Source organism: Caballeronia udeis (assembly GCF_044909315.1).
Taxonomy (GTDB): Bacteria; Pseudomonadota; Gammaproteobacteria; order Burkholderiales; family Burkholderiaceae; genus Caballeronia; species Caballeronia udeis_A.
On record NZ_JBIYEB010000004.1, the window covers coordinates 1 to 15,234 of the forward strand.

The 15,234-nt window shown below is 56.5% G+C and carries 11 protein-coding genes and 2 pseudogenes; 9 read left to right on the forward strand and 4 right to left on the reverse strand.

The window, feature by feature from the left end:
• Nucleotides 1-117 (forward strand): annotated as a pseudogene (locus ABH944_RS07450) (IS701 family transposase); the annotation flags it as partial.
• A 1,893-nt stretch (nucleotides 118-2,010) separates the two neighbouring features.
• Here ABH944_RS07450 and ABH944_RS07455 read toward each other — a convergent pair.
• Nucleotides 2,011-2,157, reverse strand: a pseudogene (locus ABH944_RS07455) (IS3 family transposase); the annotation flags it as partial.
• A 584-nt stretch (nucleotides 2,158-2,741) separates the two neighbouring features.
• On the opposite strand from ABH944_RS07455, the gene speB reads away from it, so the two are divergent.
• The 7 genes from speB (at nucleotide 2,742) to ABH944_RS07490 (ending at nucleotide 8,612) form a co-directional block, all read left to right on the forward strand.
• On the forward strand, nucleotides 2,742-3,704 hold the full coding sequence (speB, locus tag ABH944_RS07460; RefSeq protein WP_404605985.1) for an agmatinase: 963 nt from the start codon (nucleotides 2,742-2,744) through the stop codon (nucleotides 3,702-3,704).
• A 66-nt stretch (nucleotides 3,705-3,770) separates the two neighbouring features.
• Nucleotides 3,771-4,553, forward strand: coding sequence for a transporter substrate-binding domain-containing protein (locus ABH944_RS07465; protein WP_404605984.1), 783 nt, complete (start codon nucleotides 3,771-3,773; stop codon nucleotides 4,551-4,553).
• A gap of 91 nt (nucleotides 4,554-4,644) precedes the next feature.
• Complete coding sequence (locus ABH944_RS07470) at nucleotides 4,645-5,334, forward strand: ABC transporter permease (RefSeq protein ID WP_404605982.1); 690 nt, start codon at nucleotides 4,645-4,647, stop codon at nucleotides 5,332-5,334.
• Nucleotides 5,335-5,350: 16 nt separating this feature from the next.
• Nucleotides 5,351-6,112 (forward strand): ABC transporter permease, encoded by a 762-nt coding sequence (locus ABH944_RS07475; RefSeq protein ID WP_404605981.1) that lies wholly within the window; start codon nucleotides 5,351-5,353, stop codon nucleotides 6,110-6,112.
• A complete protein-coding gene (locus ABH944_RS07480; RefSeq protein ID WP_404605980.1) occupies nucleotides 6,093-6,857 on the forward strand; it encodes an ABC transporter ATP-binding protein in 765 nt (254 codons plus the stop codon). The genes ABH944_RS07475 and ABH944_RS07480 overlap by 20 nt, the downstream gene beginning before the upstream one ends.
• Nucleotides 6,858-6,920: 63 nt before the next feature.
• Complete coding sequence (locus ABH944_RS07485; RefSeq protein WP_404605978.1) at nucleotides 6,921-7,619, forward strand: DUF2848 domain-containing protein; 699 nt, start codon at nucleotides 6,921-6,923, stop codon at nucleotides 7,617-7,619.
• A 60-nt stretch (nucleotides 7,620-7,679) separates the two neighbouring features.
• On the forward strand, nucleotides 7,680-8,612 hold the full coding sequence (locus tag ABH944_RS07490; RefSeq protein ID WP_404605976.1) for a 2-hydroxyacid dehydrogenase: 933 nt from the start codon (nucleotides 7,680-7,682) through the stop codon (nucleotides 8,610-8,612).
• A gap of 98 nt (nucleotides 8,613-8,710) precedes the next feature.
• Here the strand turns inward: ABH944_RS07490 and ABH944_RS07495 are convergent, their stop codons facing one another.
• From ABH944_RS07495 to ABH944_RS07505, 3 genes are all read right to left on the reverse strand, one after another.
• Nucleotides 8,711-9,631 carry a LysR family transcriptional regulator gene (locus ABH944_RS07495; RefSeq protein ID WP_404605975.1) on the reverse strand — a complete coding sequence of 307 codons (921 nt, stop codon included), beginning with the start codon at nucleotides 9,629-9,631 and terminating at the stop codon, nucleotides 8,711-8,713.
• A 663-nt stretch (nucleotides 9,632-10,294) separates the two neighbouring features.
• The gene (locus tag ABH944_RS07500) at nucleotides 10,295-11,386 is read right to left on the reverse strand and encodes an alkene reductase (RefSeq protein ID WP_404605974.1); all 1,092 of its coding nucleotides are present in this window, start codon (nucleotides 11,384-11,386) and stop codon (nucleotides 10,295-10,297) included.
• Nucleotides 11,387-11,954: 568 nt separating this feature from the next.
• On the reverse strand, nucleotides 11,955-13,067 hold the full coding sequence (locus ABH944_RS07505; protein ID WP_404605973.1) for an NADH:flavin oxidoreductase/NADH oxidase: 1,113 nt from the start codon (nucleotides 13,065-13,067) through the stop codon (nucleotides 11,955-11,957).
• Nucleotides 13,068-14,079: 1,012 nt separating this feature from the next.
• On the opposite strand from ABH944_RS07505, the gene ABH944_RS07510 reads away from it, so the two are divergent.
• The gene (locus ABH944_RS07510; protein WP_404605971.1) at nucleotides 14,080-15,219 is read left to right on the forward strand and encodes a hypothetical protein; all 1,140 of its coding nucleotides are present in this window, start codon (nucleotides 14,080-14,082) and stop codon (nucleotides 15,217-15,219) included.
• Nucleotides 15,220-15,234 lie beyond the last annotated feature (15 nt).

Sequence of the window (15,234 nt, forward strand, 5' to 3'; positions counted from 1 at the left end):
GGTCTCGATCAGTATGAGGTGCGCCGGTGGCAGGGTTGGTACCGGCACATCACGCTGGCTTTGCTGGCTCACGCAGCGCTCGTCACCCTGCGGGTACAAGGCAAAAAAAACACCTGACGGTTCGGTGCCGCTAACCGTGCAGGAGATCCGCCGACTGCTTTGCCGCTTGTTATGGCGTGGTGCTCATTCAATCGAGTACGTGCTGTCGTGGTCCACATGGCGGCGCAGGCATCAGTACCGCGCCCAGCAATACCATTACCGGCGCCGCGGTTGCGTACCACCAGGTTCTTTGCATCTACGGCTGTAGTACTAAGAGTTCGGCATGGAAAACGTCGAGCAACCAAGAGATGATGGAGCCAAGTGGATTCTCATCGGCCTTAGCTAAAGAGTCGAAGCGTTCTACGAAATGAACGAAACGATCACGTTTTCTTTCACGCCCATGTGCCGTCGGAGGCGGCGCCCAGCTGTTTGGTGCGATGCCAGTTGGGTCGAACGGTCCACGAGCGTGGCCGTCTCAGGTTTAGGCATCCATCCAGCACAGCGCCACGAAGCTGATCCCGTGCGAAAGACGATGAAGACACGAGGAACGTCTGTCTCACCCAACTAACATCGCTGCCCTGCACGTCGAGCGAGTTGAAACATTGGCATATGTAGTATTCCTTAGTGAAATATCACTAGGATAACTCTCGTGGCCCCATTTTGTCTCGGATGCTCATTCGCATCACAATTAGTAGTTCATGAGCATCCCCTACATCGGAAAGGTGACCGCTATACCCGCCGCTTTGCGGGCGAGGAGGAGGGTCGTTGGAATGGTAGCAAGGCGATGTGACCGGTTGTTCGACTCACGAACCCGAGCGCCTTACCGCCGATGTATTCGGTCAACAAACATCGATCTGAATCGAGGTACGGCTCCCCCGCGCCCATTTCCGATGCGAGCCAGTTCCGATACTCCTCTGTGGCGTGGCTCTTTAACGTCTCGTCAGCGGCCTTCCTCTCGTCTCAGCCCGCTGTATTGCCGCGAGGCCCCCTATCATCGCAGAACCCCATTCTCTCGGCATATTGCGATGGTCCTTAGATAGCATATGGAAATTCTGGCGCAACGCACGAATGTTCTCATAGACGTAAGCAACGTCCTTCGCTGATTGCGGACCCAATAGACCGATCTTCCCGGCGTTCTCGTTAAAGAGCGGACTCGGAGGAATCGACCATTCGGTCAGGTCCAACCCCTTATCGGCAGTGACTGGAATCAGTTTCTCAAGGCCACGCTTTAGAAAATCGAACGAGAGAAGGGGCGCACGAAAATCAAATAGGAAGGGAAGTCCGGCGCATGCGGCCGGGGGTTGATTTACATGCCGGTTGTTCGGAAATGCGATCGACACATCACGGCCCGTTGCTGACGCTCGCTCATACTCGTCGTGCGGATTGCCCAACATCGAGCGAGCGCCGCTTACCAAGCGTTATATTGTTCATCGTCACGATCGACAGCTTTACGCAGAATTCATACGGCGTACAAGTTTTACCATCGGCCAGACATTCGAATTCCAATGCATGCAGTTGACGGGCTCTGTTCTTGTCCTTGGGCATTTGCGGCAGGATCCGCTTCGTATGGGGGCAATCAGTCAGTAGCGCAATGCGACCCTAGTCCTTGTTGGAACGCAAGCTCTCCGTGGCAACGGCTGGCGCCCATATAGGAGCGGATCAAACGCTGGCATTTCTTGGACGGACATTTACGTCGAGATGGATGCATTCTTTTACATGTCAGTAGTTTTACTGCAAACTGCTCGGTTCGGGATCATCTGAACGCGGCCAGTCGGACGTAATTGTCCTCTTCGGCGCAAGTCACAAATTGCCACATCATATCCGGTTCCCCGGCTCGCACTTAGGCCTCGCGTTATAAACAATGCTTCGAACTCGGGGATGACGCCCTCAGATTCTGGGCACGGTCTGCCGAACCCCTGAGCGGACTTTTAGGTTCGAGAACTGGGGGTGCGGCGGAATTCTTGGAATTGTTTATGCTTCGCTACCGAGACGTTCTCGGTATTCTGTGGGACTGAGTGAGCCAAGCGATATCTTGATTCGCTTGTCGTTGTACCAGCGTATATACGAGCCGACCACTTCGATGAATTGCTCAATAGTCGTCGCTTGCCAGGTTCGAGGACCGGGCGCCCGGCGTGCATGCTGCTGGTGTTATTGAGCACGGAGCAAATGAAATTGGAAACATATAGTCGATAAATTTATATTTAGGATTACTTCTTTCATACGACTCTCGAGTTTTTCCTTGAGTTCATCATTGATGACAGCGCACAGGACTTGAGCATTCAGATGCGCTTGGTGCTGCGATCAACGCATTTGTGGTCTTTTGCACCTACGCTGATTCAACATCTCATTCACCGCCGAGTCCGCGCTCGCGGTCGAAATGGCCTTCCAGTGACGATGCCATTCGCCACGGTTGACGGCTGACCCACCCACGAAAACCGACTTCTACGCCCCTCTTCGAGTTCGGCGTGACGGGCCACCTCCGCGTAGACCAGTAAGGATATGTATCTGGTCCCGCCGGCGGCTGTGAATAGTCACGTCTGGAACAGAAACCAATAGGAGTAAGCCTTTCAAGACAATTAAATACATAACCATAAGCTGATGCAAACGTTTTAACATAGGTATTGGAATGCGTTTTTGTCCGGTGACACTAGCTCTAACGCCGCTTTAGACGGCCCCCCGAGGCACAAACAAAGGACAGGTTCATGAACAGCTTCAGCGAGACTAACTTCCAGCCGCTTAGTGGAAACGAGATGCCCCGGTTCGGTGGCATCGCAACAATGATGCGCCTTCCCCAGGTCGGGTCGACTGAGAATCTCGACGCATGCTTCGTGGGCGTTCCGTTTGATTTGGGAACGGGTAATCGCAATGGAACGCGATATGGCCCGCGTCAAATCCGCAGTGAAAGTGTCCTTCTGCGCCCCCACAACATGGCGACTTGCGCTGCGCCCTTCGACTCCATGCGCATCGCCGACATTGGCGATGTAGCGACCAATCCGTACAACATCTTTGATTCCATCAGCCGAATCGAGACAGCCTACGACCAGATCATTGCGACCGGTTGCCGGCCTGTCACGCTTGGCGGTGACCACACCATTGCCCTACCCATCCTGCGCGCGATGTACCGCAAGTATGGAAAGGTCGCAGTCGTGCATGTCGACGCTCACGCGGACGTCAACGACACCATGTTCGGCGAAAAAATCGCACATGGCACACCGTTCCGGCGCGCTGTTGAGGAAGGGCTGCTCGATTGCAGTCGAGTCACTCAAATCGGGCTGCGAGGCACTGGCTATGCGGCTGACGATTTTGACTGGTGCAGGGATCAAGGCTTTCGCGTGGTGCAAGCGGAGGCGTGCTGGGGAAAGTCTCTCGTACCGCTCATGCAGGAGGTCCGCGAGTGCATCGGGTCCGCGCCGCTGTATCTCAGCTTTGACGTAGATGGTCTTGACCCTTCGTTTGCACCAGGCACCGGAACACCAGAGATCGGTGGCCTCACAGTGATGCAAGGACTCGAAATCATTCGCAGTTTGCGCGGGTTGAATCTGGTCGGTGCGGACATGGTCGAGGTGTCGCCCCCCTATGACCCGCTAGGCAACACTGCCCTCCTGGCTGCCAACCTTGCTTTTGAGATGTTGTGCGTGATGCCCGGAGTCAAGTACCGGAAATAGTCGCCGACGGCCCCAAATTTCCACGAAAAGTCGCAGCTAACCCACTACTCGCTACAGGGAAAAATCATGAAAATCAAAGCCATCGTCGCCGCTTCGGCGCTTGTTTGTTCAGCGTCGTATGCCGCCTTGCCCGAAACGGTCACAGTCGGAACCGACGGGTCGTATGTGCCGTTCGCCCAAGTCAACGCTGACGGTTCTATCGGCGGCTTCGAGATTGATGTTGTGAGAAATCTCTGCGAACGCGTGAAAGTCAAATGCGTCTTTGCCAACCAGAGTTTCGACTCGCTCATCCCTTCCCTGCAGAGCCATAAGATTGACATCATCTCGGGATGGTTGTTGAAGACGCCCACTCGCGAGCGAGTCGTAGCATTCTCTGACACGTATGCGATCGTCAACAACCGCTTCATCGCGAAGAAAGGGTCGAACATCACGATTAGCCCGGAAGGCCTGAAGGGCAAGACGATCGCAATCGAGGGCGGCAGCGCGCAGGACAGCTTCCTCACCAAGACCTACGGAAGCACCGCAAACATCAAGAGGTACACCGGTCAAGGCGATCCATTCCTCGATTTGAAGAACGGACGTGTCGATCTCACTTTCGGATACACGGTGCAAACCGACGAGGCGTTCCTGAAGCTTGCCGATAACAGCAAGAACTTTCAATACATCGGTCCCTCCTTCACAGGCTCCAGCGACCCGGCGCTCGGCGCTGGCGTAGGCCTCGGCTTCCGCAAGGACGATAGCGAACTGCGAGAGGCTTTCAATCGCGCAATCGCCGCAGCCAAGGTCGATGGAACCTTCACCAGGATCAGCATGAAGTATTTTGGACACGACATTACGGCGGCTCAGTAGAGCGCATCGACGTCGTTCATGCGTGAGGAAGTCGAGGCCCGAATCGGGCCTCCCGCCCTGCTAATCTGTCGAAACTCGAAACGAGGCAACCATGTTCTCTGACTACGTTGCGATGGTGCTAAACGGAGCCTGGTTGACACTAGGCCTTGCCGGGAGCGCTCTTTCCTGTTCCATTGCCTTCGGTCTGATAGCAACAATCTTCAAGGTGTCCAACTCTCGCGCTCTCCACCGGGTCGTGGACGGTTACACACAGGTCGTGCGAGGCATCCCGGACCTGGTGCTGATGCTGATCGTTTTCTATGGCATACCAGACATCTTCACCACGCTCGGCTCGCTGTTCGGGAAAAGCTGGCAACTGAACATTCCACCCTTTGTCGCGGGCTCCTTGACGCTCGGTTTCATCTTCGGCGCCTACATGGCCGAAACCTTCCGAGGCGCTTTACTCGCCATTCCGGTGGGTCAGATCGAGGCCGCCTACGCATTTGGCATGACGCCCACGCAGGTCTGGACTCAGGTTCGGCTGCCTCAAATGGTCCGCTATGCGTTGCCAGGCTTCACAAACAATTGGCTGACGCTCGTCAAGGGGACGGCGGTTGTATCGGTCATCGGCCTGCAAGACGTCATTTTCCGGGCGAAATACGCTGCTCAGGCAACGCACGAAGACTTTGCTTTCTACATCGTCTCCCTACTGGTGTACCTGGCTCTTTCGGCCGTGTCACTCCTGGGATTGAGGCGCGTCTCCAACCGATACCGCGTTGGCGCCGCCAGCGGCGCTCGATAATCGGCGGGAAGCAACCATGAACTGGCAAATCGTCGCTGAAAATTGGCAGATGTTCGCCTCCGGACTAGTCACCACAGTTCTTCTACTGTCGGGGTCCATTTTGATTGGGCTTCTTGCTGCCATTCCCCTCTCCTTGATGCGGGTCTCAAAAAATCGCTGGCTGTCCTGGCCGGTCGCGTCCCTGACCTTCGTCATTCGAGGAGCACCTGTGGTGGTCCTGCTCTATGTCGTCTATTTCGGCTTGGGCCAAATCGAAGTCGTGCAAGAGAGCTTCCTGGGACCTGTTCTCGCAAACGCCACCCTCTGCGCGGTCATTGCGCTCGGTATCAGCACGGCTGGCTACACTGCGGAGATCTTCGCGGGGTGCATTCAGGACCTGCCCCATGGAGAAATTGAGGCGGCCGTGGGCTTTGGTATGCCTCGCATGAAGATATACCGGTACGTTCTGATACCGGCAATGTTCCGTCGCGCCCTACCGCAATACGCGAACGAAATTATTTTGCTTCTGCACGCGACCTCGCTCGTCAGTCTTATCACCGTCATTGACCTCACAGGCGCTGCCCGAGCGGTAAGTTCGCTTTTCTATATTTCCTTCGAACCCTATCTCACGATTGGCGCGATTTATCTCGTGCTTTCGATGGCCACGCAGCGCGTCTTCAAGAGCCTCGAACGTCGATTCCTGCGCCACCTCCGCCCGCATGAGTCACAACAGGCTGCAGCATTACCTCCAATCCCCACTAACGTAAGAGAGAGCACCCATGAGCAAACTCTCGGTTGAAAATCTTCACAAGAAGTACGGGACGCACGAGGTCTTGAAGGGCATCTCTCTCGAAGCCAGGACGGGCGATGTCATTAGCCTCATCGGCTCGAGCGGGTCTGGAAAGAGCACTCTTCTGCGCTGCATGAACCTGCTGGAAGCACCCACAGAGGGGCGCATCTTCTCCAGTCGCGAAGAACTCAAACTTGGCCGCGGCACGGGCGGAAACCTGGTCGCAAAGGACCTCCGTCAGCTCGAGCGGATTCGTTCGAAGCTGGCGATGGTGTTCCAGAGCTTCAATCTGTGGGCCCATATGACCGTTTTGCAGAACGTGATGCTGGCGCCCATGCATGTTCAAGGCCTGTCGAAGGAAGAAGCCAAAGGGCGTGCCGAGCAGTATCTCCAGCAAGTCGGCCTGTACGAACGTCGAGACTACTACCCGGCGCATCTATCTGGGGGCCAGCAGCAGCGTGCCGCCATCGCCCGTGCGCTTGCCGTCGAGCCAGACGTGATGCTCTTCGATGAGCCAACGTCCGCGCTCGACCCCGAGCTGGTTGGCGAGGTGCTGCGCGTGATGCAAAAGCTTGCGACCGACGGGCGCACGATGATCGTCGTGACACACGAAATGGGCTTCGCACGGCATGTTTCGAATCACACAATCTTCCTGCACCAAGGACGCATTGAGGAGGAAGGTAACCCCGCTGAAGTCCTCGAGCGGCCGACGAGCCCTCGCCTTCAACAATTTCTGGCCGGCTGCCTCAAGTGAGCGGCGGCCGCGATTTCACAGCTTTCACTGTACTAACCAAAATTAATTTCCAAAGGAGATGTGATGTCTGCAGAGAAGCAATTGTCTTTTGAGGTCGTTCGCGAGGGAACAAGCGAAACCATCGATGTTCTCGTCAAACGTCTGGTGGTCGCAGGATGGACTGGTCGTGACCAGGCTGCCGTGCGTCACCACATTGAGGAGCTCGCCGAACGGGGCGTGAAGGCTCCCGGGACCACACCGGTTTTTTACCGCGTTTCAGCGGCCAGACTCACGCGCGCCGAGATAATCGACGTGCCTGGTCAGGGAAATTCCGGTGAGGTCGAGTTTGTGCTTTTCCAGCACGACGGAGAGTTGTATGTCTCCGTCGGGTCCGACCATACCGAAAACGACGTCGAGGCCTACGGGGTAACGGTTGCAAAGCAGATGTGCGAAAAACCGGTGGCGACCAGGGCCTGGCCCTTCACCGAGGTCGCGCCTCACTGGGACCAGATTCATCTGCGTGCGTGGGTCATTGAAAACGGTGAGCGCACGTTGTATCAGCAGGGACAGGTTTCGGCCATGCTCGACCCTGCTGCACTTCTCGACGGACTGGCTGAGGTCGAAGAGGCGTTCTGCGACGGCACCTTGATGTACAACGGTACCTTCGACGTGATCGGGCCGCTCCGATTTGCGCGGCGGCTGGAGGTCGAGATGATTGACCCCGTTCTTGAGCGCTCAATCACACACGGATATAACATCGAAATCCTGCCGCTCAGAGGCTAAGCGACACAAGCCTGAACCTCATTCACGTTGCAACGTCTTGCGTTTCCAAGTGAGCCAATAATGAAGCCACACATCTATTTCAACAGCAATATTGATTCTCCGGACGAGTGGAAGGCCGCACTCTCTCAACACTTTCCGGACATGAAGTATTCGGTAGGCGAGGTCTGCGAAGACCCGGAGTCAGTGGACGTCGCACTGGTCTGGAAGCTTCCGAACCGCGGACTGTCCGATTTCAAGAACCTGAAGGCAGTCCTCTCGCTTGGTGCCGGAATCAATCAGCTCGACCCCGAGAAGCTGCCCAGGAACGTTCCGCTGGCACGGCTTGTAGATGACTCGCTCACCCAGACCATGATTGAGTATGCGAAAGCCGCGACGTTCCGCTACCACCGGAAATTCCACCTTTTTGAGCGCCAATCAAGGGAAGCACAGTGGACTTTCCTCCCGGCGACACTCGCCCGGGATACGGTTGTCGGTGTTCTGGGTCTCGGCGAGCTTGGCGGAGCAATTGCAAAATCCCTTGCAGAGGAGGGATTCGATGTGGCCGGCTGGAGTCGAACGCCTAAACACGTCGACGCAATTGCAACCTACTCCGGCAAAGACGGTCTGTCCGACATGCTGGCATGCACGGACATTGTCATCAACGTGCTTCCGTTGACGGACGACACCCGTTCGATTCTCAATCTGGAGTTTTTCGTTCAGTGCAAGCGTGGTGCCTGCATCATAAACATGGGACGCGGCCATCATCTCGTAGATGCAGACCTCCTTGCCGCGATCGACGCCGGCCAGATTCAGGCTGCGACTCTGGACGTCGCCACGGTAGAGCCGCTCCCCCCTGCTCATCCGTTCTGGGGACATCCCGCCATTCTGGTGACCCCGCACGTGGCGGGAATATCCACGCCGGAAACCGCCGCTATCACTGTCGCGCAGAATATCCGGCGCGCGCTCAACGGCGAGGAACTCGCGCAGCAAGTAGACATCTCTCGCGGCTACTGAACCGGAGCCTGGACGGTCACCTTGATCAAAAGTAGCGTCGGGCCATGTGGAGGCGGCATTGAGCCGGCGACGCCAATGCCGCCTCTGCTTCAGAGCGCTCAAGCGTTGATTTCTGACTCTGCGAGATATACAGCTCGCAAATCCTCCACGATCGCCTGAGCCACATCCGTACGGCGAGGCGCCTTGCGGGTCACCATGTGGAACATCACGTCGTGGGAAAGCAGTTTCTTGCTAGGAGCGTGAAGCAAACCCTGCTTGACATAAGGTTCCGCATAGTGATTCGGCAGGTAGCCAATATACTTCCCGGACATGATCAGAAGCGCCGCCGCTTCCATATTTTCTGCCACTGGCCCAGCCATCACTCCCGTGTTGCTCGTGAGATAGTTCGCTTCAGGAACCGGGTATCTTCGATGAACCCATACCAGGTCGGTAAGCTCGGCTTCCGTCGCATTACATCGTCCGAACAAGGGATGACCGCTACCGCAGAACGCCGTCTGCTTCTCCATGAATAGCGGTACATAATCCAGCAACGGAGCGCGGTGCCAAAAGTATCCGACTGCCACGTCGATGGCTCCGGAAAACACCTCCTGTTCGATCTCGCCGGGTGACCTGACGATCACTGATAGATGGACAGCCTGGTCGCGCCCAAGAAATCGCTGAATCGCCTGACTCAAGAGTGCGTTCTGCCTCAGATCAGCATGCCCAATGATGCATATCGTCAGGTTACCCACCAGTTTTTTGTCGAGATTTCGTGACTCGATTGAAAAGTTGTCGATTGCATCAAGGAGCTTACGGGCCGATTCTGCAAAGCGCTCACCACGGCCGGTCAGTGCAAACCCACTGCGCCCACGCTCGCAGAGGCGAAACCCCAATCGAGTTTCCAAGGTGGTCAGTTGAGAACTGATTGCCGGCTGACTAACATTCAACGTAACTTGCGCAGCGGTTACGCCACGCGCGTCCACGACGGCCAGGAAGGTTCGAATCAGGCGAAGGTCGAGGTCCGAGACGTTCGATATCATGGTTGTAATTTCGGGGTTACCTGTACTTTGGTCTGTCGGCGATTCGAGACAGGTACGACTGCAGACGACACATGAATCCTCCAGGCGATACCGTACTTGTTAAGCGCGGACTTAACGTACATCCTCCTTTAAAACTCGCTCTTTCTACATCCACGCCCCTTCTTCTCTAATCTATCTCGCCAAAAAAGAGGCCGTCTACGCTCACCGATTTCTCATCCACTCGTTACGGTCCCCATAGACCCTCAACCTGCCAACAAGATGACAGCACCCTCGACCGAGGACATTGCTGCGCCCCTCGATTCGAAGATTGTTCTATTCAATCTATACGATATCCTAATTATTAATGTAAATCCGGGCTGTGTCATATTCGCCCCAGATCCCGATTTACCATGCTGCATCTTAAGGGGCAGTGGTCGCGTTGCTGCTAGCCGCCTTCCGGCGCATATCGGCGTTCATCTGGGCCGCATAGGTACGAAAGACTAGTGGAATTGTCGGCCCCACTGCCTGCACCAGGGCGGGAGATCGTTAGCTTGCAAACGGAGCACATTGCTCTCCCATTCCTTGCATGATTGCGGTGGGCCGGCTACCTGGAACCAGACCACGTTCGTTCTTCCGCTGCTCCCGGACCGCTTGATGAACCGGACGCGGCAGTCTCACGAGTCACTACGATTCATAGACCGGATAGTCGGCGTAACCTTTGTCGCCACCATAGTAAAAGGTGGTGCGATCATAGGCATTGAGCGGAAGGCTGCGACGCAGTCTCTCGGGAAAATCGGGATTCGCGAGAAAATGCCGACCGAACGCGACAAGGTCCGCGTCACCCTTTTCCAGAATGCTTTCGGCGCCAGCGCCATCGAAACCGCCTGCGGCGATAACGGGTCCCCCGAACAGCGGACGCAGCAAGCCAGCCGCTACGGGCGGCTTGTCGTCATCCGAAACATTACCCGTGACCCGTGGCTCAATGACATGCAGATAGGCCAGCCCAAAAGGCGCGAGCGCTCGGGCCACATAGGGAAACGTTACCTCCGGTGCGCTGTCTCCCATACCGCCGAACCTGTTGCCTGGACCCACGCGAACACCGACCCGGTCACTGCCCCACACCGATTTCACCCCTTCAACCACGTCAAGAAGAAAACGGGCCCGATTTTCAACAGAACCACCATACGCATCTTCACGCCGATTGGAGTTGTCCTGGAGAAACTGATCGATCAGGTAGCCGTTGGCGCCGTGTATCTCGACACCATCGAAGCCGGCCTCTTTCGCGCGTTCCGCTGCCCTGCGGTATTCACCAACGAGGCCCGGTATTTCCGACAACTCAATCTCCCTCGGCATCGAGCCCGTCGCGGGACCACCCGGCAGCAGCGCGCGAACATCAGCTTGAATGGCAGAGGGCGCAACGGGAGCCTGGCCGTTCGGCTGGAGGTCGACGTGCGACTGCCGGCCGACGTGCCAAAGCTGGAGCATGATGCTGGCACCTTTCGCATGCACCGCGTCTACGACTTTCCGCCATCCTGCGACCTGTGCGTCGGTGACGATGCCTGGCGAAGCGTATCCACCGTTTCCGGTCGCCGATATGAAGGTCGCCTCGGTAATCAATAGCCCGCCCTCTGACGCACGCTGTCCGTAATACGTCGCCATCAGGTCATTGGGCGCATTACCTGGCAGGGCCGCGCGCATGCGCGTGAGCGGCGCCAGAACGACACGGTGGGAAAGATCAATTGCGCCGATCCGTATGGGTGAAAATAGTTTCGACATTTAAGCACCTGTAGTGACTGCATTTACTGATTAAATTGCTCGTGATTCGTACTCCGAATTTCAGCGACAGCGATCTCTCGCGAGACATCCACGGTGGGTTGTCGGATATCATTGAGAACGTCGGTGACTGTGACAACCGTGACACTCAAATCCGGTCCTCACGGACAATCTCCCAAAGACTTCTAACCAGGGCGCCATTCCGTCTGTAAGCAATGCTGGCTAGATCTTTGACTGAAGTCTAAGTGAGGCTGGCGTGCAGGAAAAAGACTTTGCAAGCATTGGAGGCATGCTCAACAGGCATGAACAAACCCTATGAAGCTTCGGTAGTCACTACTTCGTCGCGGTCGCCGAGCGATCATCGTCTCGCCGCCGGGGATGAAGTTGATCCTCTGCCGTTTGCCGGAGGGACATTCATCAGTGTCTCGCTTACGGCGCTCACTCTAATAATCGAAGTCTGCTCGATGACGCTGCCGATCCTCAGCGTTGCCGGAAACTTAACTGAACCACCGGTCCGCAAATGCACCCCGGCAAGGTTTGATTCCCACCGCGACACAACCCTCGATCACAATTACCGCGCGCCTTGCACGATTTTTCCAAAGACATCGGCGTGCTCGCGGGGAGGTGCACGCCAGTATTGCGGCGGCGCATCCACCGTTGCTCCGAGTTCTGCCGCTGCGTGCCCGCCCCAACGCGGGTCGTACAGCATCGCTCGCGCAATGGCGACGAAGTCCGCCTGGCCATTTTTTATGATTTCATCTGCCTGTCCAGCTTCGGTGATAAGGCCTACCGCCGTTGTATTAACGCCTGTGGCTTTCTTGATTGCTGCTGCAAATGGGACCTGATAACCCGGGGCGGGAGAGATATTCTGAAGGGGTGAAATGCCACCCGATGATGCGACGATCCAGTCGACGTCCCGCTTCTTGAGTTCGCGGGCGAGAGCAATAGTCTGCTCAATGTCCCAGCCACCCTCCACCCAATCGGATGCGGATACCTTGATGCCTACCGGCTTGTCTGCCGGAAACACTGCCCGGACGGCATCGAAGATCTCAAGCGGATACCGCTGACGATTCTGGAGGGATCCGCCATATTCATCTGTGCGTTGATTCGAGACAGGTGACATGAACTGGTGTAGCAGGTACCCATGGCCTCCATGAAGTTCGATGCCGTCGAGCCCGAGGCGGGCAGCCCTTTTTGCGGCCGCAACGAATGCATCGCGAATGCGCTCCAAACCTGCCAGGTCCAGTTCGATCGGTGCAGCCTCTCCCTCCTTTTGCGGGACAGCAGAAGGCGCAAATGTTTTCCATCCCCCTTCCGAAGGAGGAATTAAGTGCCCGTTGTGCCAGGGCTTGTGGCTTGAAGCCTTTCGACCCGCGTGCGCGAGCTGGAGAGTAATAAAAATATTTGAATGCGCCCGGACTGTATCAAGCACTGTCTTGAGCGCCGCCTCTGTCGCGTCATTCCAGAGACCCAGATCTCCCGGGGTGATTCGTCCTTCCGGTTCGACCGCCGTGGATTCGATGCAGAGCATTGCGGCTCCCGACAAGGCAAGTGTTGCGAGATGAACTTCGTGCCATTTGTTGGCCAGTCCGTCTTCGGCAGAATACTGGCACATTGGAGAGACGATGATGCGGTTAGGTAGCGAAGCGCGACGAAGCATGATGGGCGAGAACAGTGCGCTCATAGGATATTCCCTGCATATAGATTAGTAGTATGACTAAAAATATATGAATTTCAATCAGTTGATGAACTTTCAGATGTTTGTACTGACCGTATCCGGTCTGGTTGGATCGCCAATCCCTGAGATCCGTCCCTTTCAGGACATCAACATAAACTGGTGACATTTCCACTCGAAGATCCCCTGCTCGACGCCTCCGCACCTGCTCTGGCCGACTCGGTAGTGCAGCTGGGCAACCATCAGCGAGGGAGCCACATGGCTCTTCTCGCACCTTTGGGAACCAGGAGTAGCCAAGGGTCCGACTCTATGCCTCGAGTACGAAGATGACCAAGACTTTCGAGGACTCGCCCCATGCTTCGCAGGTATGTGGTCGTGGTGCATTCGTCGCCACCGAGTGGCTCTGGCGTACCGACGCGACTGGTCGCAGCGGACTGAATAGTCACCGCCGCGAAGCGCTATGGGCTGGCAGCTGGCATAACCGCGTCACCCGAGCCGCCGGCCTTTGGGGATCAGCTAAGAACGCCGATATTTGCGAAGCGAGGTGGCAGCGCAAACTATTACGCTAAACGACGCTCGGACTGGATGGCAAAGGCGCAGCCAGACATCTGTCTGGATCAAGCAGGTGCGATACCGGCCGCATCTGCCCTGGCAGCGCAGGCCGCCGGGGAAAACCGTCGATTCCGGACTGTGCCCCGTGGCGAGACACAAGCCATGGCGACACCTTCCCGGTGTTTCCCTTGGTAAGCCGTCACGATTTACACTATCTCAGGAGGCTGCGCTCGTAATGGACCGTAACCGTTGCGGGCTGCGCGGTTAGCGCGGAGCAAGACGCGTGAAACTACACTACCGGCTGTCCAACCGGTCGTTTTCCCGATATCCGCGCTCGCACTTTCTATCGTCGTTGACAGTGCCCCCCATAGCAGCGTGTAGATTCCGCGTGAACGGGGACTAGAAGCAATGGGCGATGCCGACGCCGCACACATGAACCAACCTTCCCTCTGGACTCTGGAGAAAGCCAATGACGCAGCAATCTGGAATTGCCCCGGGCGCCGCCGGCGATAACGGACACACATCCATAAAACCTGCCGTTCAGGATGCCGTCGTGCAGGAGAAAGGACAGTCACGCGGTATTTTCCTGCACACCGGCTGGAGAAGCGCGGGAACCTGGGTGTGGTCTCGCTTTCGGGTGTTGCAGACCGTGACCGCATTCTACGAGCCGCTTCATCCCATACTCGGTGATCTGAGAGCAGCCGATATCCCTGCCCTGGAGCCGACCTGGACCTCAGGTCACCCGACACTCTCGGCGCCGTACTTCACCGAATATCGGCCGTTCATCCAGGACAACTTGCACGGTGTGACCGGATATCGGAAGAGCTTTAGTACGGATCGCTTCGGGCCCGTGCCGGACACCGGCTTTCCAGCATTGCAGGCCTACTTGAAAAATCTCTGTGACCAGACGACGAATCAGGGCAAGACACCTGTCTTCAAATTTTGTCGTTCCCTCGGCCGCTTGACGTGGTTCAAGGGTGCCTTTCCTGAGGTAATGCATGCGGTCGTTCTGCGAAATCCCGCATCGCAGTTCGCCTCCGGATGGTTGCTCCATCAGCAATGGAGCAACCCATTCTTTGTTGCTGCTCCATTCCGCGTCTTGGGCCTCAATCAGGCCGAGCCCATCGTCAGGCAGGTCATTGATATATGCGGCGTTCGCTTGTCGCCTGCTCCCGTTACCGCGATCGACGAGTATGCGGCGGCCTGCGAGCAGTATGTGCGTACGGTCGAAGGCGACAATGCCTACCGGGCATTTTTAGCGTTGTGGATTCTCTGCGCGTTGCGCTCGGCCGACGACGCGGATCTGCTGATCGATCTCGATCGGCTCGGGCAGTCTCCCGAATACGCCTCGGAATTGCGCGCGCAAGTTCGAGCGCAGGCCGGTATAACGCCGGGCTTTAACGGTGCCAGAGATCTGGTGGCAGAGACGAGGCGCAATGCTGCGCGAATGAAGGGAATCGACGGGCGCCTGCTCCGGCCCATCAACGCCTCGGCATTGAACTTCATTGCGTCACAGAAGGGTTCGACGAGATCAAGGACCGACTTCATCGAGATCATTAAAGAGAAGCTCGCGCTTGCCAGCGAGCTATCGGAACAGTGGCGCTACTAAGTTGCAGGTCAAGCG